General features: G+C 59.8%; 22 protein-coding genes. 21 read left to right on the top strand and 1 reads right to left on the bottom strand.

The features are described from left to right. The first annotated feature begins 6 nt into the window (after positions 1–6). Both secF and CX511_RS21695 read left to right on the top strand, forming a co-directional pair. Positions 7–918, top strand: a complete 912-nt coding sequence (gene secF, locus CX511_RS21700; RefSeq protein ID WP_101292913.1) for a protein translocase subunit SecF — start codon at positions 7–9, stop codon at positions 916–918. Positions 919–1,038: 120 nt separating this feature from the next. Continuing rightward, a complete protein-coding gene (locus tag CX511_RS21695; RefSeq protein ID WP_045184579.1) occupies positions 1,039–1,587 on the top strand; it encodes a glycine zipper 2TM domain-containing protein in 549 nt (182 codons plus the stop codon). 66 nt (positions 1,588–1,653) lie between these two features. On the opposite strand, the gene suhB is transcribed toward CX511_RS21695, so the two are convergent. Continuing rightward, the gene (gene suhB / locus CX511_RS21690) at positions 1,654–2,472 is read right to left on the bottom strand and encodes a type III secretion system regulator SuhB (protein ID WP_045184582.1); all 819 of its coding nucleotides are present in this window, start codon (positions 2,470–2,472) and stop codon (positions 1,654–1,656) included. A 145-nt stretch (positions 2,473–2,617) separates the two neighbouring features. On the opposite strand from suhB, the gene trmJ reads away from it, so the two are divergent. From trmJ to der, 19 genes are all read left to right on the top strand, one after another. After that, positions 2,618–3,391 carry a tRNA (cytosine(32)/uridine(32)-2'-O)-methyltransferase TrmJ gene (gene trmJ, locus CX511_RS21685; RefSeq protein ID WP_045184585.1) on the top strand — a complete coding sequence of 258 codons (774 nt, stop codon included), beginning with the start codon at positions 2,618–2,620 and terminating at the stop codon, positions 3,389–3,391. Then, positions 3,392–4,174, top strand: a complete 783-nt coding sequence (gene cysE / locus CX511_RS21680) for a serine O-acetyltransferase (RefSeq protein WP_045184588.1) — start codon at positions 3,392–3,394, stop codon at positions 4,172–4,174. 152 nt (positions 4,175–4,326) lie between these two features. Then, positions 4,327–4,818, top strand: coding sequence for a Fe-S cluster assembly transcriptional regulator IscR (gene iscR / locus CX511_RS21675; RefSeq protein WP_038614519.1), 492 nt, complete (start codon positions 4,327–4,329; stop codon positions 4,816–4,818). A gap of 42 nt (positions 4,819–4,860) precedes the next feature. Further along, positions 4,861–6,075 carry an IscS subfamily cysteine desulfurase gene (locus CX511_RS21670; protein ID WP_045184594.1) on the top strand — a complete coding sequence of 405 codons (1,215 nt, stop codon included), beginning with the start codon at positions 4,861–4,863 and terminating at the stop codon, positions 6,073–6,075. Between the two features lie 46 nt (positions 6,076–6,121). Beyond that, complete coding sequence (iscU, locus tag CX511_RS21665; RefSeq protein ID WP_040261926.1) at positions 6,122–6,508, top strand: Fe-S cluster assembly scaffold IscU; 387 nt, start codon at positions 6,122–6,124, stop codon at positions 6,506–6,508. A gap of 28 nt (positions 6,509–6,536) precedes the next feature. After that, positions 6,537–6,860, top strand: coding sequence for an iron-sulfur cluster assembly protein IscA (gene iscA, locus CX511_RS21660; protein WP_045184602.1), 324 nt, complete (start codon positions 6,537–6,539; stop codon positions 6,858–6,860). A gap of 8 nt (positions 6,861–6,868) precedes the next feature. Further along, positions 6,869–7,390 carry a co-chaperone HscB gene (gene hscB / locus CX511_RS21655; RefSeq protein ID WP_045184606.1) on the top strand — a complete coding sequence of 174 codons (522 nt, stop codon included), beginning with the start codon at positions 6,869–6,871 and terminating at the stop codon, positions 7,388–7,390. 42 nt (positions 7,391–7,432) lie between these two features. Beyond that, on the top strand, positions 7,433–9,295 hold the full coding sequence (hscA, locus tag CX511_RS21650; protein ID WP_045184610.1) for a Fe-S protein assembly chaperone HscA: 1,863 nt from the start codon (positions 7,433–7,435) through the stop codon (positions 9,293–9,295). A gap of 3 nt (positions 9,296–9,298) precedes the next feature. Continuing rightward, the gene (gene fdx, locus CX511_RS21645) at positions 9,299–9,640 is read left to right on the top strand and encodes an ISC system 2Fe-2S type ferredoxin (RefSeq protein ID WP_043864467.1); all 342 of its coding nucleotides are present in this window, start codon (positions 9,299–9,301) and stop codon (positions 9,638–9,640) included. Between the two features lie 12 nt (positions 9,641–9,652). After that, positions 9,653–9,853, top strand: coding sequence for a Fe-S cluster assembly protein IscX (gene iscX, locus CX511_RS21640; protein WP_028942766.1), 201 nt, complete (start codon positions 9,653–9,655; stop codon positions 9,851–9,853). Between the two features lie 91 nt (positions 9,854–9,944). Continuing rightward, positions 9,945–10,370, top strand: coding sequence for a nucleoside-diphosphate kinase (gene ndk, locus CX511_RS21635; RefSeq protein ID WP_045184618.1), 426 nt, complete (start codon positions 9,945–9,947; stop codon positions 10,368–10,370). 28 nt (positions 10,371–10,398) lie between these two features. Further along, positions 10,399–11,550, top strand: coding sequence for a dual-specificity RNA methyltransferase RlmN (gene rlmN, locus CX511_RS21630; RefSeq protein ID WP_045184620.1), 1,152 nt, complete (start codon positions 10,399–10,401; stop codon positions 11,548–11,550). Positions 11,551–11,563: 13 nt separating this feature from the next. Further along, positions 11,564–12,322, top strand: a complete 759-nt coding sequence (gene pilW, locus CX511_RS21625; protein WP_101292914.1) for a type IV pilus biogenesis/stability protein PilW — start codon at positions 11,564–11,566, stop codon at positions 12,320–12,322. After that, positions 12,322–13,377, top strand: coding sequence for a RodZ domain-containing protein (locus tag CX511_RS21620; protein ID WP_045184625.1), 1,056 nt, complete (start codon positions 12,322–12,324; stop codon positions 13,375–13,377). The genes pilW and CX511_RS21620 overlap by 1 nt, the downstream gene beginning before the upstream one ends. Before the next feature lie 3 nt (positions 13,378–13,380). Then, positions 13,381–14,490, top strand: a complete 1,110-nt coding sequence (gene ispG / locus CX511_RS21615) for a flavodoxin-dependent (E)-4-hydroxy-3-methylbut-2-enyl-diphosphate synthase (RefSeq protein WP_045184627.1) — start codon at positions 13,381–13,383, stop codon at positions 14,488–14,490. Positions 14,491–14,514: 24 nt separating this feature from the next. Then, a complete protein-coding gene (hisS, locus tag CX511_RS21610; RefSeq protein WP_045184629.1) occupies positions 14,515–15,804 on the top strand; it encodes a histidine--tRNA ligase in 1,290 nt (429 codons plus the stop codon). A gap of 39 nt (positions 15,805–15,843) precedes the next feature. Next, positions 15,844–16,485 carry a YfgM family protein gene (locus CX511_RS21605; protein ID WP_045184632.1) on the top strand — a complete coding sequence of 214 codons (642 nt, stop codon included), beginning with the start codon at positions 15,844–15,846 and terminating at the stop codon, positions 16,483–16,485. Beyond that, entirely contained in the window at positions 16,478–17,629 is a 1,152-nt protein-coding gene (gene bamB, locus CX511_RS21600; protein ID WP_045184634.1) for an outer membrane protein assembly factor BamB, read from the top strand. Before CX511_RS21605 ends, bamB begins: the two co-directional genes overlap by 8 nt. 116 nt (positions 17,630–17,745) lie before the next feature. After that, positions 17,746–19,209, top strand: a complete 1,464-nt coding sequence (der, locus tag CX511_RS21595; RefSeq protein WP_045184638.1) for a ribosome biogenesis GTPase Der — start codon at positions 17,746–17,748, stop codon at positions 19,207–19,209. The last annotated feature ends 3 nt before the right edge of the window (positions 19,210–19,212 follow it).

Raw genomic sequence — 19,212 nt, 5'->3', positions numbered from 1 at the left:
GCTGCCATGTTACGTACCATTAACTTCATGGGTGTGCGCAACGTTGCGTTCGGCGTCACCCTGCTTCTTACCGTGCTGGCGTTGTTCAGCTGGTTCTATAAAGGCCTCAATTTCGGTCTGGACTTTACCGGCGGTACGCTCATCGAGCTGACCTACGAGCGTCCAGCTAACCTCGGGCAAGTGCGCGAAGAGCTGGTCAAGGCCGGCTTCGAAGATGCTGTGGTGCAGAGTTTTGGCGCCACCACCGACCTGCTGGTGCGCATGCCCGGTGATGATCCGATGCTCGGCAACCGTGTTTCCGAAGCACTGCAGAAGGTCAATACCGACAACCCGGCCGTGGTCAAGCGAGTCGAGTTTGTTGGTCCGCAGGTGGGTGAAGAGTTGCGCGACCAGGGTGGCTTGGGCATGTTGCTGGCCCTGGGCGGCATCATGATCTACCTGGCGTTCCGCTTTCAGTGGAAGTTCGCCTTGGGTGCGATCTTGTCGCTGATTCATGACGTCGTGGTAACCATGGGGATCCTGTCGTTCTTCCAGATTACCTTTGACCTGACGGTGCTGGCGGCGGTGCTGGCAATCATTGGTTACTCGCTCAACGACACCATCGTCGTCTTTGACCGGGTGCGTGAGAACTTCCGTGTACTGCGCAAGGCTACGTTGATCGAGAACATCAATATCTCGACCACTCAGACTTTGCTGCGGACAGTAGCCACTTCGGTTTCGACCTTGCTGGCAATTGCTGCACTGCTGTTCTTCGGTGGTGACAACCTGTGGGGCTTCTCGCTGGCACTGTTCATCGGTGTTATGGCTGGTACCTACTCGTCGATCTACATCGCCAACGTGGTGCTGATCTGGCTGAACCTCAGCAGTGAGGACCTGATTCCTCCTGCCAAAACTGATGGTGTGGACGACCGTCCATAAGGTTTTCCCCGCACTGTTGGTCGTAGAAGAGGGCGCGAGTATTGAACTCGCGCCTTTTTTTATGCTCCAAGGCAGGGAGAAGGCGGGCAATGTTCCCGCAGGTACGATCAGGAGGTTCACGTGAACAAGTCAATGCTGGTGGGTGCGGTTCTGGGTGCAGTCGGTGTTACCGCCGGGGGTGCTGTGGCCACCTACAATCTGGTCAAGACTGGGCCGGAGTACGCAGAAGTGCTGGCGGTGCAACCGGTCAAGCAGACCGTCAAAACCCCGCGCGAAGTGTGCAAAGACGTGACTGTTACACGTCAGGCTCCAGTGAAGGACCAGCATCAGATTGCCGGTACGGTACTCGGTGCAGTAGCGGGTGGTCTGCTGGGCAACCAGATTGGTGGCGGTACCGGTAAGAAAATTGCCACGGTGGCTGGTGCGGTCGGTGGTGGTTATGCCGGTAACAAGGTGCAGGAAGGCATGCAGGAGCGTGATACCTACACCACCACGCAAACACGCTGCAATACGGTCAACGACCTGAGCGAGAAGGTTGTGGGCTATGACGTGAAGTATTCGATTGGCGACAAGGTCGGGCAGGTTCGTATGGACCGTGACCCGGGTTCGCAGATCCCATTGGACAAAGAGGGCAAGCTGGTGCTGAGTCAGGCACAGCCAGGCCAGTAATGGCGCACCCTTTGTGGGCAATAAAAAAGCACCCCGAGGGGTGCTTTTTTTGTGCCTGATCGAAACTTAGCGTTTGATCGAGGCTGGCAGGTGCGGCTGGATAGCAGTCAAGACGGCTTTGAAGCACTTGGTGTTGCCCGCAACGATGTGGCCCTTCTCGAGGAAGTCATGACCACCGGTGAAGTCACTCACCAGACCGCCGGCTTCCTGAATCAGCAGGGTGCCTGCAGCCATGTCCCATTCCGACAGGCCCGATTCCCAGAAGGCATCGAAGCGACCAGCGGCAACATAGGCCAGGTCCAGGCTGGCAGCACCGGCACGGCGGATGCCAGCGGTCTGGCCGACCAGGGCGCGGAACATACCCAGGTAGTTGTCCAGATCAGCCATTTGGTTGTCGCGGAACGGGAAGCCAGTACCCAGCAATGCGCCTTCCAGGCTGGTGCGTGGGCTGACGCGCAGGCGACGGCCGTTCAGCTGGGCGCCACGGCCACGGCTGGCGGTGAATTCTTCTTGGCGGACAGGGTCCAGAACCACGGCGTGCTCAAGGCGGCCACGGTATTTGCAGGCAATGCTGACAGCAAAGTGCGGAACGCCACGCAGGAAGTTGGTGGTACCGTCCAGTGGGTCGATGATCCACAGGTAGTCCTTGCCTTCTTCGCCGCTACCGGCGTGCAGGCCGGTTTCTTCGCCGTAGATGGAGTGGTTCGGGTAGGCCTTGCGCAGGGCATTGATGATGCTTTGCTCTGCGGCGCGATCGACTTCCGAGACGTAATCCTTGGCGTCTTTTTCATCAACCTTGATGGTATCCAGGCGCTCGATGGAGCGGAAAATCAATTCACTGGCGCTGCGGGCGGCGCGCAGCGCGATATTCAGCATGGGCTGCATGGACGTTTCACCTGGGTCGTTAAAGAAAGCCGAACATTCTAGCAGAAAACTTTGCGCGAAGAAGGGGCACATTTGCTTTCGTAGCGTAAAGTCGGTCGCTTCTGTAAGATTTGCACCCTCTATTCCGTGTCTGTGAGCGCTCGCCTTGCTGCAAAATATTCGTGTTGTTCTGGTCAATACCAGCCACCCCGGCAATATCGGCGGCGCTGCGCGTGCCATGAAAAACATGGGCTTGTCGCGCCTGGTGCTGGTCGATCCGCAGGATTTCCCGTCTCATGAGGCGGATGCCCGTGCGTCGGGTGCCAATGATGTGCTGGCCGGTGCACAGGTGGTCGGCACCCTCGAAGAGGCGTTGGTCGGCTGCAGTCTGGTGTTCGGTACCAGTGCTCGCGAGCGGCGTATCCCTTGGCCGTTGGTCGATCCGCGTGAATGTGGCAGCAAGGTCATTGAGCACGCAGCTCAGGGTGAAGAGATTGCTCTGGTGTTCGGTCGTGAATATGCAGGCCTCACCAACGAGGAGCTGCAGCGTTGCCACTTCCATGTGCATATCCCGTCGAACCCGGACTTCAGTTCGCTGAACCTGGGTGCTGCCGTTCAGGTGCTGGCCTATGAAGTGCGTATGGCCTGGTTGGTCGCCGAGGGGCAGCCGTCGAAGGTAGAAAAGTTCGAGGTGACGTCGGTGCGCAGTAGCGAGCTGGCGACCATGGATGAAATGGAGCTGTTCTACGAGCACCTGGAAAAGACCCTGGTCGACATCGGCTTCCTCGATCCAGAGAAGCCCAAGCACCTGATGCCGCGGCTGCGTCGGCTGTATGGGCGCAGCTCGGTCAACCGTTCGGAAATGAGTATTTTGCGCGGCATTCTCACGGAAACCCAGAAAGTGGCCCGTGGCGAGCCGCATAAGCGCAAGGATCAATAAATGTTCGAGCGTCTGCGTGAAGATATCCAGAGTGTTTTCCACCGTGACCCGGCGGCGCGCAATGCCTTTGACGTGCTGACCTGCTACCCGGGCATGCATGCGATCTGGTTGCACCGCGCGGCCCATGCGCTATGGAGGCGGGATTGGAAGTGGCTGGCGCGATTGGTGTCGAATTTCGGGCGCTGGATGACCGGTATCGAGATCCATCCGGGGGCCAAGGTAGGGCGGCGCTTCTTCATTGACCATGGCATGGGCATTGTGATCGGTGAAACGGCCGAGATCGGTGATGATGTCACCCTGTACCAGGGAGTAACACTGGGTGGCACCAGCTGGAACAAGGGCAAGCGCCATCCGACCTTGGAAGATGGTGTCGTGGTCGGCGCTGGTGCCAAGGTGTTGGGGCCTTTTACCGTCGGTGCTGGCGCCAAGATCGGCTCCAACGCTGTGGTGACCAAGGCAGTGCCGGCGGGTGCCACCGCTGTGGGTATTCCGGGGCGGATCATCGTCAAGACCGACGCTGAGGTCGACGCCAAGCGTAAGGCCATGGCTGAGAAGATTGGCTTTGATGCCTATGGTGTCAGCGAGGACATGCCTGACCCGGTGGCGCGTGCCATTGGTCAGTTGCTCGACCATCTGCAAGCGGTGGATGGGCGCCTGGAAGGCATGTGTGGTGCGCTGAAAAATCTGGGCAGTGACTACTGCGCCAAAGAGCTGCCAGCCCTGCGTGAAGAAGACTTCGCGCAGATCAAGAATGAAGCCCGCAGCGACGCGTCGACGCATTGACAGAAGGGCGTGCGTTGGCGCCCCTTAGTTTGCTATCATTCGGCCGCCGTCTAGCGGTAAACCCGACTAAAGCACTAGGTCTTATAGTTGACTTAAATGCTCGGGAATAGCATACTCGCTCCCATCCTGTAACCCCGTGGTACCTACTAGCCATGCGACTGACTACAAAAGGCCGATACGCCGTGACCGCCATGCTCGACCTGGCGTTGCACGCGCAGCATGGGCCGGTGTCTCTGGCCGACATTTCCGAGCGCCAAGGCATCTCCCTCTCTTATCTGGAGCAGCTGTTTGCAAAGCTGCGCCGCAGCAGCCTGGTTTCCAGTGTGCGCGGCCCTGGCGGCGGCTATCAGCTGTCGCGAAGCATGGAGAGCATTCAGGTTGCGCAGGTCATCGACGCGGTCAACGAATCGGTCGACGCCACACGCTGCCAGGGGCTGGGTGATTGCCACGCTGGCGACACCTGCCTGACCCACCATTTGTGGTGTGACCTGAGCCAGCAGATTCACGAGTTTCTCAGCGGCATCAGCCTGGCTGACCTTGTTACTCGCCGTGAGGTACAAGAAGTCGCCCAGCGCCAGGACCTGCGTCGTATAGCAGGCCGGGCACCGCAGCTGGACAAGATTGAGACGTCAGCCGTCGAATGACCGTTTCGACGCGCGGCGCGACCGCCTGATAGGAGATATTCAATGAAGTTGCCGATCTACCTCGATTACTCCGCGACCACACCGGTCGATCCACGCGTTGCCCAGAAGATGAGCGACTGCCTGCTGGTCGACGGAAACTTCGGTAACCCGGCGTCGCGCTCCCACGTCTTTGGCTGGAAAGCCGAAGAAGCGGTCGAGAACGCCCGTCGCCAGGTCGCAGACCTGGTCAATGCCGACCCGCGGGAAATTGTCTGGACCAGCGGTGCCACCGAGTCCGACAACCTGGCAATCAAGGGCGTCGCGCACTTCTACAGCACCAAGGGCAAGCACCTGATCACCTCCAAGATCGAGCACAAGGCTGTGCTGGACAGCACGCGTCAGTTGGAGCGTGAAGGTTTTGAAGTGACCTACATCGAGCCAGGCGCCGATGGTCTGATCACACCGGCCATGATTGAAGCTGCCCTGCGTGACGACACCATTCTGGTTTCGATCATGCACGTGAACAACGAAATCGGCACCATCAACGACATCGCTGCCATCGGCGAACTGACCCGCGCCCGCGGCATCATGTTCCACGTTGACGCTGCTCAGTCTACTGGCAAGGTCGAAATCGACCTGCAGAAGCTGAAAGTCGACCTGATGTCATTCTCCGCGCACAAAACCTACGGTCCAAAAGGCATTGGCGCGCTGTACGTCAGCCGCAAGCCTCGCGTACGCCTGGAAGCCACCATGCACGGCGGCGGTCACGAGCGCGGCATGCGTTCGGGCACCCTGGCTACCCACCAGATCGTGGGCATGGGCGAAGCCTTCGCCATCGCCAAAGAGCAGATGGCCAGTGAGAACCTGCGCATCAAGGCCCTGAGCGACCGCTTCTACCAGCAGGTTGAAGGCTTGGAAGAGCTGTACATCAACGGCAGCATGACCGCGCGTATCCCGCACAACCTGAACTTGAGCTTCAACTACGTTGAAGGCGAGTCGCTGATCATGGCCCTCAAGGACCTGGCAGTGTCTTCGGGTTCGGCCTGCACCTCGGCTTCGCTTGAGCCGTCCTACGTGCTGCGCGCCCTGGGCCGCAACGACGAGTTGGCACACAGCTCGATCCGCTTCACCTTCGGTCGTTTCACCACCGAAGAAGAAATCGACTACGCCGCGCAGAAAGTTTGCGAGGCCGTAACCAAGCTGCGCGAATTGTCGCCGCTGTGGGACATGTACAAAGACGGCGTCGACATCTCCAAGATCGAGTGGGCTGCGCACTAAGTAGTCGCCGGCAAGAGCGGCTCTCTGATGAGGAAGGAATTGCACCATGGCTTACAGTGAAAAGGTCATCGACCACTACGAAAACCCGCGCAACGTCGGCAAGATGGATGCTGAGGACCCGGATGTCGGTACCGGCATGGTCGGCGCCCCGGCATGTGGCGACGTGATGCGCCTGCAGATCAAGGTCAATGAGCAAGGCGTCATCGAAGATGCCAAGTTCAAGACTTACGGCTGTGGCTCGGCCATCGCTTCCAGCTCCCTGGCCACTGAGTGGATGAAGGGTAAAACGCTGGACGAAGCCGAAACCATCAAGAACACCCAGCTGGCCGAAGAACTGGCGTTGCCGCCGGTGAAAATTCACTGCTCGGTACTCGCTGAGGACGCCATCAAGGCGGCCGTACGCGATTACAAGCAGAAGAAAGGTTTGCTCTAAGTTCGCCTGTTGCAGGTAAGGAGTCTCGATGGCTATCAGCATGACAGAAGCCGCCGCCAACCATGTGCGGCGCTCTCTCGATGGACGCGGCAAGGGTGTAGGTATTCGCCTGGGCGTTCGTACCACTGGCTGCTCGGGCCTGGCCTATGTGCTGGAGTTCGTTGATCAGCCGGACGCCGAAGACCAGGTCTTCGAAAGTCATGGCGAGAAGGTGATCATTGACCCGAAGAGCCTGACTTACCTCGACGGCACCGAGCTGGATTTCGTCAAGGAAGGGTTGAACGAAGGCTTCAAGTTCAACAACCCCAACGTGCGCGGTGAGTGTGGCTGCGGCGAAAGCTTCAACGTCTGAGGCTGCGCGTGGGTACTCCTTGTCATTTCGCCCTGTTTGACCTGCAACCTGGCTTCCGTCTGGACCTCGATAAGTTGGCCGTTCGCTACCGCGAGCTGGCCCGTGAGGTTCATCCGGATCGCTTCGCCGACGCCTCTGAACGTGAACAGCGCATTGCGCTGGAGCGTTCGGCTGCGCTCAACGAAGCCTACCAGACACTCAAGAGCGCGCCCCGGCGTGCCCGCTACCTGCTGGCGATCGGCGGCCATGAAGTGCCGCAGGAAGTCACCGTCCACGATCCCGAGTTCCTGCTGCAGCAGATGCAATTGCGCGAAGAGCTCGAAGATCTGCAGGACAGTGCCGACCTCGATGGCGTTGCTACCTTCAAGCGCCGCTTGAAAGTCGCCCAGGAAGCGCTCAACGAGGACTTCGCCGCCTGCTGGGATGATCCTGCGCAGCGTGAACAGGCCGAGCGCCTGATGCGCCGCATGCAGTTTCTCGACAAGCTCGCCTATGAAGTGCGCCAGCTGGAAGAGCGCCTCGACGATTAACTCGGTGCTGCTTCTGGCGGCACCCCTGGTATTCAGATAAGCATGGCCCTACTGCAGATCGCCGAACCCGGTCAGAGCCCTCAACCGCACCAGCGTCGTCTGGCGGTGGGTATTGACCTTGGTACCACCAACTCCCTGGTTGCCGCCCTGCGCAGCGGCCGTAGCGAGCCCCTGCCTGACGCCCAAGGCCGGGTCATCCTGCCTTCGGCAGTGCGCTATCACGCTGACCACATCGATGTCGGTCAGGTGGCGCGTGACGCTGCTTCCAGCGACCCGCTCAATACCGTGCTGTCGGTCAAGCGCCTGATGGGTCGTGGCCTGGCGGACGTCAAGCAGCTGGGTGAGCAGCTGCCGTACCGCTTTGTCGGCGGTGAGTCGCATATGCCGTTCATCGACACCATTCAGGGGCCTAAAAGCCCGGTGGAAGTCTCTGCGGATATTCTCAAGGTCCTGCGCCAGCGTGCAGAAGAAACCCTGGGCGGGGAACTGGTCGGTGCGGTGATCACGGTTCCTGCGTATTTCGACGATGCTCAGCGTCAGGCCACCAAGGACGCTGCGCGCCTGGCGGGCCTGAATGTGCTGCGACTGCTCAATGAGCCTACTGCGGCAGCGGTGGCCTATGGCCTGGACCAGAACGCCGAAGGCCTGGTTGCGATTTACGATCTGGGTGGTGGCACCTTCGATATCTCGATCCTGCGCCTGACCGGCGGTGTCTTTGAAGTACTGGCCACCGGTGGCGATAGCGCTTTGGGTGGCGATGACTTCGATCACGCGATTGCCAGCTGGATCGTTGAGCAGGCCGGATTGTCTTCGGACCTGGACCCGGGTGCCCAGCGCCAACTGCTGCAAACCGCCTGCGCCGCCAAAGAAGCCCTGACCAATGCCGATTCGGTGTCGGTCGCCTATGGCAACTGGCAGGCCGATCTGACCCGTGGTGCCTTTGATGCGCTGATCGAACCGATGATCGCCCGTAGCCTCAAGGCCTGCCGTCGCGCGGTGCGTGACAGTGGCGTCGAGCTCGAAGAGGTCGGTGCAGTGGTCATGGTCGGTGGTTCGACTCGTGTGCCGCGTGTGCGTGAGGCCGTTGGTACGCTGTTTGGTCGTACCCCGCTGACCGAGATCGACCCGGATCAAGTGGTCGCCATCGGTGCGGCGATCCAGGCTGATACCCTGGCCGGTAATCGCCGCGATGGCGGCGAACTGCTGCTGCTCGACGTGATTCCGCTGTCCCTGGGGTTGGAGACCATGGGCGGGCTGATGGAAAAGGTGATTCCGCGTAATACCACCATCCCGGTCGCCCGTGCCCAGGAGTTCACCACCTATAAAGATGGCCAATCGGCCATGATGATTCACGTCTTGCAAGGTGAGCGTGAATTGATCAGTGATTGCCGCTCCCTGGCGCGCTTCGAGTTGCGTGGGATTCCGGCGATGGTTGCCGGTGCGGCAAAAATTCGCGTGACCTTCCAGGTCGATGCTGACGGTCTGCTCAGTGTTTCTGCACGGGAGCTGGGGTCGGGTGTCGAATCGAGCATTCAGGTCAAACCGTCGTACGGTCTGACCGACGGCGAAATTGCCCGCATGCTCAAGGACTCCTTCGAGCATGCCGGTTTCGACAAGGTTGCCCGCCAGTTGCGCGAGCATCAGGTCGATGCTGAGCGCTTGCTTGAAGCGGTGCAGGGCGCGTTGGACGCCGATGGCGAGCGCCTGCTGGACGCCGAAGAGCGTTTGGCAATCGAGCAACAGATGCAAGACTTGCGTGATTTGATCAACGGCACCGATGGCGCAGCCATCGAGCAGCAGACCAAGCGTCTGTCGCAGGTGACCGATGCCTTTGCCGCCCGTCGCCTTGATTCGACGGTAAAAGCCGCGTTGGCCGGGCGCAACCTGAATGAGATCGAGGAGTAACCAATGCCGCAGGTGATTTTTCTACCCCACGAGAAGTTCTGCCCGGATGGCATGGTGGTGGAGGCTGAGACAGGTAAGTCCATTCTGGAAGTGGCGCACGACAACCACATCGAGATTGAAAGCGCTTGCGGTGGCGTCTGCGCCTGCACCACGTGCCACTGCGTCATTCGCGAAGGCTTCAATTCGCTCAATGAGGCCGATGAGCTGGAAGAGGACTATCTCGACCGTGCCTGGGGGCTGGAGCCTACGTCGCGCCTGACTTGTCAGGCCAAGGTCGGCACCGAAGACGTGACCGTCGAGATCCCCAAGTACTCCCTCAACCACGCCGCCGAAGCGCCGCATTGATCTGGAGCTGACATGAGCCTGAAATGGGTTGATGTACTTGAAATTGCAATCCAGCTTGCCGAAAGCAAGCCGGAAGTCGATCCTCGTTATGTGAATTTCGTCGATCTGCACCAGTGGGTGCTGGCTTTGCCGGAATTCAGTGACGATCCGCAGCGTGGCGGCGAGAAAGTTCTCGAAGCCATTCAGGCGGCCTGGATCGAAGAAGCCGACTGAGCGCGCTCGGCAGGTTAGGCAATCCCCCGGAACCCGCGTATAATTCGCGGGTTTAATTTTTCGCTTCACTCAACGTTTCTGGAGTTTCACCATGGCTGTTCAACGTACTTTCTCCATCATCAAGCCTGACGCCGTTGCCAAGAACGTGATCGGCAAGATCACCACTCGCTTCGAAGACGCTGGCCTGAAAATCGTTGCTTCGAAAATCAAGCAGCTGTCCAAAGCCGAAGCTGAAGGCTTCTACGCTGAGCACAGCGAGCGCGGTTTCTTCGGTGACCTGGTTGCTTTCATGACCTCCGGTCCAGTTGTTGTTCAGGTTCTGGAAGGCGAAAACGCCATCGCTCTGAACCGTGAGCTGATGGGCGCTACCAACCCTAAAGAAGCTGCTCCTGGCACCATCCGTGCTGACTTCGCTGAGTCCATCGACGCCAACGCCGTACACGGTTCGGACTCCGAAGCCGCTGCTGCTCGCGAAATCGCTTACTTCTTCGCAGCTACCGAGGTAACCACTCGCTAAGCGAAAGCTTACGGGTGAGGGTGAATCCATGACGACATCGACTGGCAAAACTAACCTGTTGGGGCTTACCCAGCCGGAAATGGAAAAATTCTTCGACTCTATCGGGGAGAAGCGTTTCCGTGCCGGTCAGGTAATGAAATGGATTCACCACTTTGGCGTCGATGATTTCGACGCCATGACCAACGTCGGCAAGGCCTTGCGCGAAAAGCTCAAGGAAGTTGCCGAAGTTCGCGGTCCGGAAGTGGTCAGCGAGGACATCTCCAGCGACGGCACCCGTAAATGGGTGGTGCGCGTGGCGTCCGGCAGCTGCGTCGAGACCGTGTACATCCCCCAGGGCAAGCGTGGCACGCTGTGTGTCTCGTCTCAGGCCGGTTGCGCCCTGGACTGCAGTTTCTGCTCCACCGGCAAGCAAGGATTCAACAGCAACCTCACCGCCGCCGAAGTGATCGGCCAGGTGTGGATTGCCAACAAGTCGTTCGGCACCGTGCCAGCCAAGATCGACCGTGCCATCACCAACGTGGTGATGATGGGCATGGGCGAGCCGCTGCTGAACTTCGACAACGTGGTCGCTGCCATGCACCTGATGATGGACGACCTCGGCTACGGCATTTCCAAGCGCCGGGTGACCCTGTCCACCTCCGGCGTGGTACCGATGATCGAAGAGCTGGCCAAGCACATCGACGTCTCTCTAGCCCTGTCGCTGCACGCGCCGAACGATGCGCTGCGCAACGAGCTGGTGCCGATCAACAAGAAGTACCCGCTCAAGGTATTGCTCGAAGCGTGCATGAGCTACATGTCGCAACTCGGCGAAAAGCGCGTACTGACCATTGAGTACACCCTGCTCAAGGACGTTAACGACAAGCTCGAACACGCCGTGGAAATGGCCGAGCTGCTCAAGAACGTACCGTGCAAGATCAACTTGATCCCGTTCAACCCGTTCCCGCACTCTGGTTACGAGCGGCCAAGCAACAACGCTATCCGTCGTTTTCAGGACCACCTGCATCATGCCGGCTACAACGTCACCGTGCGCACCACCCGTGGTGAAGACATCGATGCGGCCTGCGGCCAATTGGTCGGCCAGGTGATGGACCGCACCCGCCGCAGCGAGCGCTATATCGCCGTGCGGCAGTTGAATGCCGACGGTGATGTGCAGGTGCAAGAAAGCGCTGCTGGCAACTGAAGAGAGGAACTCCATGACCTTGCGCGTCGCGCTGTCGATCCTGTCGCTCGCCCTGCTTGCAGGCTGCGTGTCCGGCGGGAGTTCGGACGCGCTGGCGAGCCGCGAAGGGCGGGCGCAGGCAACGCAGGCCTACGTGCAGTTGGGGTTGGGTTATTTGCAACAAGGTTTGACCGAGCAGGCCAAAGGCCCACTGAAAAAAGCCCTTGATCTCGATAGCCAGGACGCCACTGCAAACGGCGCCCTGGCGTTGGTGTATCAGGCCGAAGACGAGCCTGACTTGGCCCGCAGTCACTACCTTAAGGCCCTGGCCAGTCGCCCTGACGATACACGGACCCGTAACAATTACGGCAGTTTCCTTTATGCTCAGGGGCAATACGCGCAGGCGCAGCAGATGTTTGCCCAAGCGGCGGCCGATACCCTGTATCCTGAACGTTCACGGGTATTCGAAAGCCTCGGCCTGACCGCCCTGCGGCTTGGTCAGCGTGACCAGGCCCAGGAATACCTGGTAAAAGCTTTGCGACTCAACCAGCAGCAACCACGTGCGTTGCTGGAAATGGCTGAGTTGTCTTACGAAGACAGGCATTATGTGCCGGCCCGCGACTACTACGATCGTTTCAGCCAGCTGAGCGACCACAGTGCCCGCAGCTTGTTGCTGGGCAGTCGCCTGGCCAATGTTTTCGAAGAACGGAACAAGGCCGCCGATTTGGGCCTGCAATTACAACGACTTTATCCCGGTACGCCGGAATATCAGCAATACCTGTCGGAGCAATGATGAAAGCGGCGCATCCCGAATTAGCAGCAGCGACTCGCGAAAATCCAGGTGACACTCTGCGTCAGGCCCGAGAAAGCAGGGACTGGTCACAGGCCGAGGTGGCCCGCAAGCTAAACCTGACCGTGAGTTCCCTGAACAACCTTGAAGCCGGCGCCTTCGACAAGCTGCCGGGGCATACCTTTGCCCGCGGCTACATCCGTGCCTATGCCAAGCTGCTGGACATGGACCAGGCCCCCTTGGTGCAAGCCTTCGACCAGTGCACCGGCACCCATGCCCAAGGCAGCGATGTGCATGCGCTGGGACGCATCGAAGAGCCGGTGCGGCTGTCACATAACATCCTGCGCATCGTCAGCTTGTTGCTGTTGGTGGTGGTGATTGGTGGTGGCTTCTTCTGGTGGCAGGACCAGAGCAGTCAGCGCAGCAAGGACCTGGTCAACATGGCCCTTGAGCATGTCGAAGTTGAAAGCGCCGACGGCACCACTCAGATTCATCCATTGGACGAGCCGGAAGATCAGGCTGTTAACGCTGCCCAGCAGCCGCAAAGCACGCCTTTGGACCTTGAGCAGGCGCCAGCCAGTGCTGAGCCCGTGCAAGACGCGCCTGCGCCACAAGCGCCAGCCACCACCGCAGTTGTTCCTGCAGTTCCGGCAGCCACCGCTCCTGTAGTACCTGTCGCGCCAGTAGCCACGACCGCTCCGGCGCCTGCTGCTGCACCAGTCACCGCACCAGCAGCGCCTGCCACTCCTGTGGTGGTCGCGACCGCACCTGCCGCAACGCCTGCGCCAGCGGCGGTACAGGCACCGGCAGCGGCAGGCAGCGGCCAACTGCACATGCAATTCACCGCCGATTGCTGGACTTCGGTCACCGACGGCAATGGCAAGGTGCTGTTCAGCGCCATCAAGCGCAAGGGCGACAGCCTGGACCTGACCGGCAAGCCGCCGTTTGCGGTACGCCTGGGCTATGCCCGGGGCGCGCAGGTCAGCTACAACGGCCAGCCTGTTGACGTTGCGCCGTTCACCAGTGGCGAGACTGCTCGCCTGAAGTTGGGACAATAAGTCATGCACGGCGAATCACCGATCAAACGTCGCGAATCGCGAAAAATCTGGGTAGGAAATGTACCTGTCGGCGGCGATGCCCCTATCGCCGTCCAGAGCATGACCAACACCGACACCAATGACGTCGCCGCCACTGTGGCGCAGATCAACCGCCTGGTTGATGCCGGCGTCGATATTGTTCGTGTCTCGGTACCGGACATGGACGCGGCCGAAGCCTTTGGCAAGATCAAGCAGCAGGTCAGCGTACCGCTGGTTGCCGATATCCACTTCGACTACCGCATTGCCCTGCGTGTGGCAGAGCTGGGTGTCGATTGCCTGCGGATCAACCCAGGCAACATCGGTCGCGAAGACCGCGTGCGTGCGGTGGTCGACGCAGCCCGCGATCGTGGCATTCCAATTCGCATCGGCGTCAACGCCGGTTCCCTGGAAAAAGATCTGCAGAAAAAGTACGGCGAGCCGACCCCGGCAGCGCTGGTCGAGTCGGCCATGCGTCACGTCGAACACCTTGATCGCCTGGATTTCCAGGATTTCAAGGTTAGCGTCAAGGCCTCCGACGTGTTCATGGCCGTCGAAGCCTACCGCTTGCTGGCCAAGCAGATCATCCAGCCGCTGCACTTGGGCATCACCGAAGCCGGTGGCCTGCGTTCGGGTACGGTGAAATCCGCAGTTGGCCTCGGTATGCTGCTTGCCGAAGGGATTGGCGATACTATTCGCATCTCCCTGGCGGCAGATCCGGTTGAGGAAGTAAAAGTCGGTTACGACATCCTCAAGTCCCTGCACCTTCGTTCGCGTGGCATCAACTTCATCGCCTGCCCGAGCTGCTCGCGGCAGAACTTCGATGTGGTGAAAACCATGAACGAGCTGGAAGGGCGCCTGGAGGACTTGCTGGTACCGTTGGACGTAGCCGTGATCGGCTGTGTGGTCAATGGGCCGGGCGAAGCCAAAGAAGCCCATGTGGGTCTGACCGGCGGCACGCCGAACCTGATCTACATCGATGGCAAACCTGCGCAAAAGCTGACCAATGACAACCTGGTCGATGAGCTGGAAAGACTCATCCGCCAGAAAGCGGCCGAAAAGGCCGAGGCCGACGCAGCGTTGATCGCCCGTGGCTGACACCCAGATTCGTAAGGACTTTTCGTGAGTAAATCGCTGCAAGCCATCCGTGGCATGAACGACATCCTGCCCGAGCAGACTCCGCTGTGGCGCTACTTTGAGAGCACCGTGGCCGGCCTGCTGGATACCTACGGCTATCGTCAGATCCGCACGCCGATTGTCGAGTTCACCGAGCTGTTCAAGCGCTCGATCGGTGAAGTGACTGACATCGTTGAAAAAGAGATGTACACCTTCGCCGACCGCAACGGTGACTCCCTGACTCTGCGTCCTGAAGGCACTGCAGCCTGTGTACGTGCTGTGCTTGAACACGGCATCAGCGGTGGTGGCCAGGTGCAGAAACTCTGGTACATCGGTCAGATGTTCCGTCATGAGCGCCCGCAGAAAGGTCGTTATCGCCAGTTCAACCAGATCGGTGTTGAAGTCTTCAACCTCGATGGGCCGGACATCGATGCCGAGTTGATCGTGCTCACCTGGCGCCTGTGGGGCCTGCTGGGTATCCGTGACGCGGTCAAACTCGAACTCAACAGCCTGGGTACCAGCGAAGCCCGTGCCCGCTACCGTGATGCGCTGGTCGAGTTTCTCTCGGCGCGCCTGGAACAGCTGGACGAAGACAGCCAACGTCGCCTGAAGACCAACCCGCTGCGCATCCTCGACAGCAAGGACGCCAACACTCAGGCGGTACTGGTCGGTGCACCGAAGCTGGAAGATTATCTGGACGAAGAATCGCGGATCCATTTCGAAGGCCTCAAGGCACGTCTGGATGCTGCCGGGATTCCGTTCGTGATCAACACCAAGCTGGTGCGTGGTCTGGATTACTACAGCAAGACCGTGTTCGAGTGGGTCACCGACAAGCTTGGCTCCCAGGGCACTGTCTGCGCCGGTGGCCGCTACGACGGCCTGGTCGAGCAGATGGGCGGTAAGCCGACCCCCGGCGTTGGTTTTGCCATGGGTATCGAGCGTTTGATCCTGCTGCTGGAAACCCTGGAGCAGGTGCCTGAGTCGATCAACCGTCAGGTTGATGTCTACCTGTGCGCCTTCGGTGAGCAAGCGGAGCTGGCAGGCCTGGCCTTGACCGAGCGTCTGCGTGATCGCCTGCCGAACCTGCGCCTGCAGGTTAACGCCGGCGCTGGCAGCTTCAAGAGTCAGTTCAAAAAGGCCGACAAGAGCAACGCGCTGTTCGCTTTGATCCTGGGGGACGACGAACTGGCGCAACAAGTGGTAGGTTTCAAACCCCTGCGTGGCCAGGGCGAACAACAAAACATTGCCTGGGATGCTCTGGCAGAGCACCTGGAAGCTTCTCTCGCGCAGGCGTGAAGCGGGTCAACAGCCGATTTGGTGAAAAGGAGTATTGGGGTGTCGAGTAGCGATGATGAACAGCTGGCAGCATTCAAGGACTGGTGGCAGCGTAACGGCAAACCACTGGTAACCGGCGGCCTGCTGGCACTGGTAATAGTGTTCGGCTGGCAGGCTTTCCAGAAGTACCAGGGCAACCAGTCGCAAGGCGCCTCGAACCTCTATCAGGCCCTGCTGGAAACCACCCTGACGCCAAGCGGCGAGCCGGATGCGGCCAAGGTCGCTGAGTTGTCCGGCAAGCTCAAGAATGAGTTTGGCGGTTCTGCTTATGCCCAGTACGGTAGCCTGTTCGTGGCCAAGGTCGCGGTCGAGTCTGGCAAGCTGGACGACGCTGCCACCGAACTCAAGTCGATCGTCGACAAGCCGGCTGACGACACACTGGGCGAGATCGCCCGTCAGCGTCTGGCCCGTGTCCTGGCCGCTCAGAACAAAGTCGACGAGGCCCTGAAATTGCTGGAAGGCGATGCCGATAAGGCGTTCCTGGCCAGCCGCGAAGAGCTTAAAGGCGACCTGCTGGTACAGCTGGGCCGTGCTGCTGATGCGCACAGTGCTTACGAAAAGGCCAAGGCCGCGCTGTCTGACGACGCTGCGATCGGTGGTTTGCAACTCAAGCTCGACGACCTGGCCAAAGGGGATGCGTGACGTGATCGGTTGGAAACATGCAGCAGTGCTGACCCTGGCCCTTTTGGCCGTGGGTTGCAGCAGCAACAGCAAAAAGGAATTGCCGCCGGCCGAGCTGACCAAGTTCACCGAAGAGGTGGTCCTGAAGAAGCAATGGAGCCGCTCGATCGGTGACGGTCAGGGCGAGTCCTTCAACATGCTGGTGCCAGCGATCGAAAATGATCGCATCTACGCCGCCGATGTCACTGGCATCGTCATGGCGATGGATCGCAACAACGGCGACGTGGCCTGGAAAAAAGACCTCGAATTGCCTGTCTCCGGCGCTGTTGGCGTAGGTTACGGCATGGTCATGCTCGGTACGCTGCGCGGTGAAGTAATCGCCCTGGATGCCAGCACCGGTGAAGAACGCTGGCGTTCGCGCGTTACCAGTGAAGTGCTGGCGCCGCCTGCCACCAACGGTGACGTGGTGGTCGTGCAAACCCAGGACGATCGCGTAATCGGTCTGGATGCCAGTACCGGTGACCGCCGCTGGATCTACGAAAGCACGCCGGCCGTACTGACCCTGCGCGGTACCGGTGCGCCGATCGTGACCAACCGTCTGGCTGTCGCAGGTCTGTCGACCGGTAAGGTCGTTGCCCTCGATACCCGCAACGGTGTGCCGGTCTGGGAACAGCGTGTGGCAATTCCGCAAGGTCGCTCGGAGCTGGACCGCGTAGTCGATATCGACGGCGGCCTGCTGCTATCTGGCGGTACCTTGTACGTGAGCAGCTACCAAGGTCGGGTTGCCGGCCTGGACCTGGAAAGCGGTCGGGTGATGTGGCAGCGTGATGCGTCCAGCTACACCGGTGTGGCCCAGGGCTTCGGTAACGTCTACGTGAGCCTGGCTTCGGGTACCGTAGAAGGCATCGACGAGCGTTCGTCCAGCGCGCTGTGGAGCAACGATTCGTTGGCACGTCGTCAGCTGTCGGCGCCGGAAGTGTTCTCCAGCTATGTAGCTGTAGGTGACCTGGAAGGCTACCTGCACCTGCTCAGCCAGGTCGATGGTCGCTTCGTCGGCCGTGAGCGTATTGACAGCGATGGCCTGCGCGCCCGTCCGCTGGTGGTGGGTGACACCATCTATGTGTACGGCAACAGCGGCAAGCTCGAGGCACTGACCATCCGCTGAGGCTATGCTTGAGGCCTTACCGGCCTCGGGCTGCGGCACTTCGGGTGCCGCCCGAACTCCGGCCGCTGCAGTGCAGCGGCCTTTGTATTTTCTGAATTTATGAAGTGGAGAGCCGCATGGTTCCCGTAATCGCCCTGGTGGGCCGACCGAACGTCGGTAAATCCACCATGTTCAACCGCCTGACCAGGACCCGCGACGCTATCGTCGGCGACCTGTCCGGGCTGACCCGTGACCGTCAGTACGGTGAAGCCAGCTGGCAAGGCCGTTCGTACATCCTGGTCGACACCGGTGGTATTTCCGGTGACGAGCACGGCATGGACGAAAAAATGGCCGAGCAGTCGCTGCTGGCCATCGAAGAAGCCGATGTGGTGCTGTTTCTGGTTGATGCCCGCGCTGGCCTGACCGCCGCCGACCAGATGATTTCCGAGCACCTGCGCAAGCGCAACAAGCGCTCGATCCTGGTGGCCAACAAGATCGATAACATCGATCCGAACACCGCCATCGCCGAGTTCTCGCCGCTGGGTATGGGTAACGCCATTGGCGTGGCCGGTGCTCAAGGCCGTGGCGTCAACAACCTGCTGGAAGCCGTACTGAGCGATTTCCCACGGGACAATGACGAAGAAGAAGTCGACATGAACGTCGCCGAAGGTGAGGAAGCGGTCCGCATTCCTGGCCCAAGCGAGAAAGATGGCATCAAGATCGCCATCATTGGTCGTCCGAACGTCGGCAAGTCGACCCTGGTCAACCGCATGCTCGGGGAAGACCGGGTTATCGTCTACGACCAGCCAGGCACCACGCGCGACAGTATCTACATTCCCTTCGAGCGTAACGAAGAGAAGTACACCCTGATTGACACGGCGGGCGTGCGCAAGCGCGGCAAGATCCACGAGGAAGTTGAAAAGTTCTCGGTGGTCAAGACCCTGCAGGCGATCAAGGATGCCAACGTCGTCATCTTCGTCATGGATGCCCGCGAAGGTGTGGTTGACCACGACCTGAACCTGTTGGGCTTTGCCCTGGAAGCCGGTCGTGCCATCGTCATCGCCCTGAACAAGTGGGATGGCATGCAGCCGGGCGAGCGCGATTATGTGAAGACTGAGCTGGAACGTCGACTGTTCTTCGTCGACTTCGCCGACATTCATTTCATTTCGGCGTTGCACGGCACTGGCGTGGGCAACCTGTACCAATCGGTGCAGAACTCGTTCAAATCGGCGGTCACCCGCTGGCCGACCAGCCGTCTGACCCAGATTCTTGAAGACGCGGTCAGCGATCACCAGCCGCCAATGGTCAACGGTCGCCGGATCAAGCTGCGTTACGCTCACCTCGGGGGGGCTAACCCGCCGATCATCGTGATCCACGGTAACCAGGTTGAGAAGGTACCCAAGTCCTACTCGCGCTACCTGGAAAACACCTATCGCCGCGTGCTCAAACTGGTCGGTACGCCGATCCGTATCGAGTACAAGGGCAGTGATAACCCGTACGAAGGCAACAAGAACACCTTGACCGACCGTCAGGTCAACAAGAAGCGTCGCCTGATGTCGCACCACAAGAAAGCCGAGAAAAAGCGTAAAGATAAGCGCTGACTG

Origin of the sequence: Pseudomonas sp. S06B 330 (genome assembly GCF_002845275.2) — a bacterium.
Taxonomy (GTDB): Bacteria; Pseudomonadota; Gammaproteobacteria; order Pseudomonadales; family Pseudomonadaceae; genus Aquipseudomonas.
The sequence above is the reverse complement of the archived record's forward strand: the minus strand, read 5'-3'. Positions and strand labels throughout refer to the sequence as shown.

Excerpts from the sequence above, each read along its gene's own strand:
- secF (WP_101292913.1), top strand. The coding sequence starts at position 7 with ATGTTACGTACCATTAACTTCATGGGTGTGCGCAACGTTGCGTTCGGC.
- suhB (WP_045184582.1), bottom strand. The coding sequence starts at position 2,472 with ATGCAGCCCATGCTGAATATCGCGCTGCGCGCCGCCCGCAGCGCCAGT.
- cysE (WP_045184588.1), top strand. The coding sequence starts at position 3,392 with ATGTTCGAGCGTCTGCGTGAAGATATCCAGAGTGTTTTCCACCGTGAC.
- iscR (WP_038614519.1), top strand. The coding sequence starts at position 4,327 with ATGCGACTGACTACAAAAGGCCGATACGCCGTGACCGCCATGCTCGAC.
- CX511_RS21670 (WP_045184594.1), top strand. The coding sequence starts at position 4,861 with ATGAAGTTGCCGATCTACCTCGATTACTCCGCGACCACACCGGTCGAT.
- iscU (WP_040261926.1), top strand. The coding sequence starts at position 6,122 with ATGGCTTACAGTGAAAAGGTCATCGACCACTACGAAAACCCGCGCAAC.
- iscA (WP_045184602.1), top strand. The coding sequence starts at position 6,537 with ATGGCTATCAGCATGACAGAAGCCGCCGCCAACCATGTGCGGCGCTCT.
- hscA (WP_045184610.1), top strand. The coding sequence starts at position 7,433 with ATGGCCCTACTGCAGATCGCCGAACCCGGTCAGAGCCCTCAACCGCAC.
- fdx (WP_043864467.1), top strand. The coding sequence starts at position 9,299 with ATGCCGCAGGTGATTTTTCTACCCCACGAGAAGTTCTGCCCGGATGGC.
- iscX (WP_028942766.1), top strand. The coding sequence starts at position 9,653 with ATGAGCCTGAAATGGGTTGATGTACTTGAAATTGCAATCCAGCTTGCC.
- ndk (WP_045184618.1), top strand. The coding sequence starts at position 9,945 with ATGGCTGTTCAACGTACTTTCTCCATCATCAAGCCTGACGCCGTTGCC.
- rlmN (WP_045184620.1), top strand. The coding sequence starts at position 10,399 with ATGACGACATCGACTGGCAAAACTAACCTGTTGGGGCTTACCCAGCCG.
- pilW (WP_101292914.1), top strand. The coding sequence starts at position 11,564 with ATGACCTTGCGCGTCGCGCTGTCGATCCTGTCGCTCGCCCTGCTTGCA.
- CX511_RS21620 (WP_045184625.1), top strand. The coding sequence starts at position 12,322 with ATGAAAGCGGCGCATCCCGAATTAGCAGCAGCGACTCGCGAAAATCCA.
- ispG (WP_045184627.1), top strand. The coding sequence starts at position 13,381 with ATGCACGGCGAATCACCGATCAAACGTCGCGAATCGCGAAAAATCTGG.
- bamB (WP_045184634.1), top strand. The coding sequence starts at position 16,478 with ATGCGTGACGTGATCGGTTGGAAACATGCAGCAGTGCTGACCCTGGCC.
- der (WP_045184638.1), top strand. The coding sequence starts at position 17,746 with ATGGTTCCCGTAATCGCCCTGGTGGGCCGACCGAACGTCGGTAAATCC.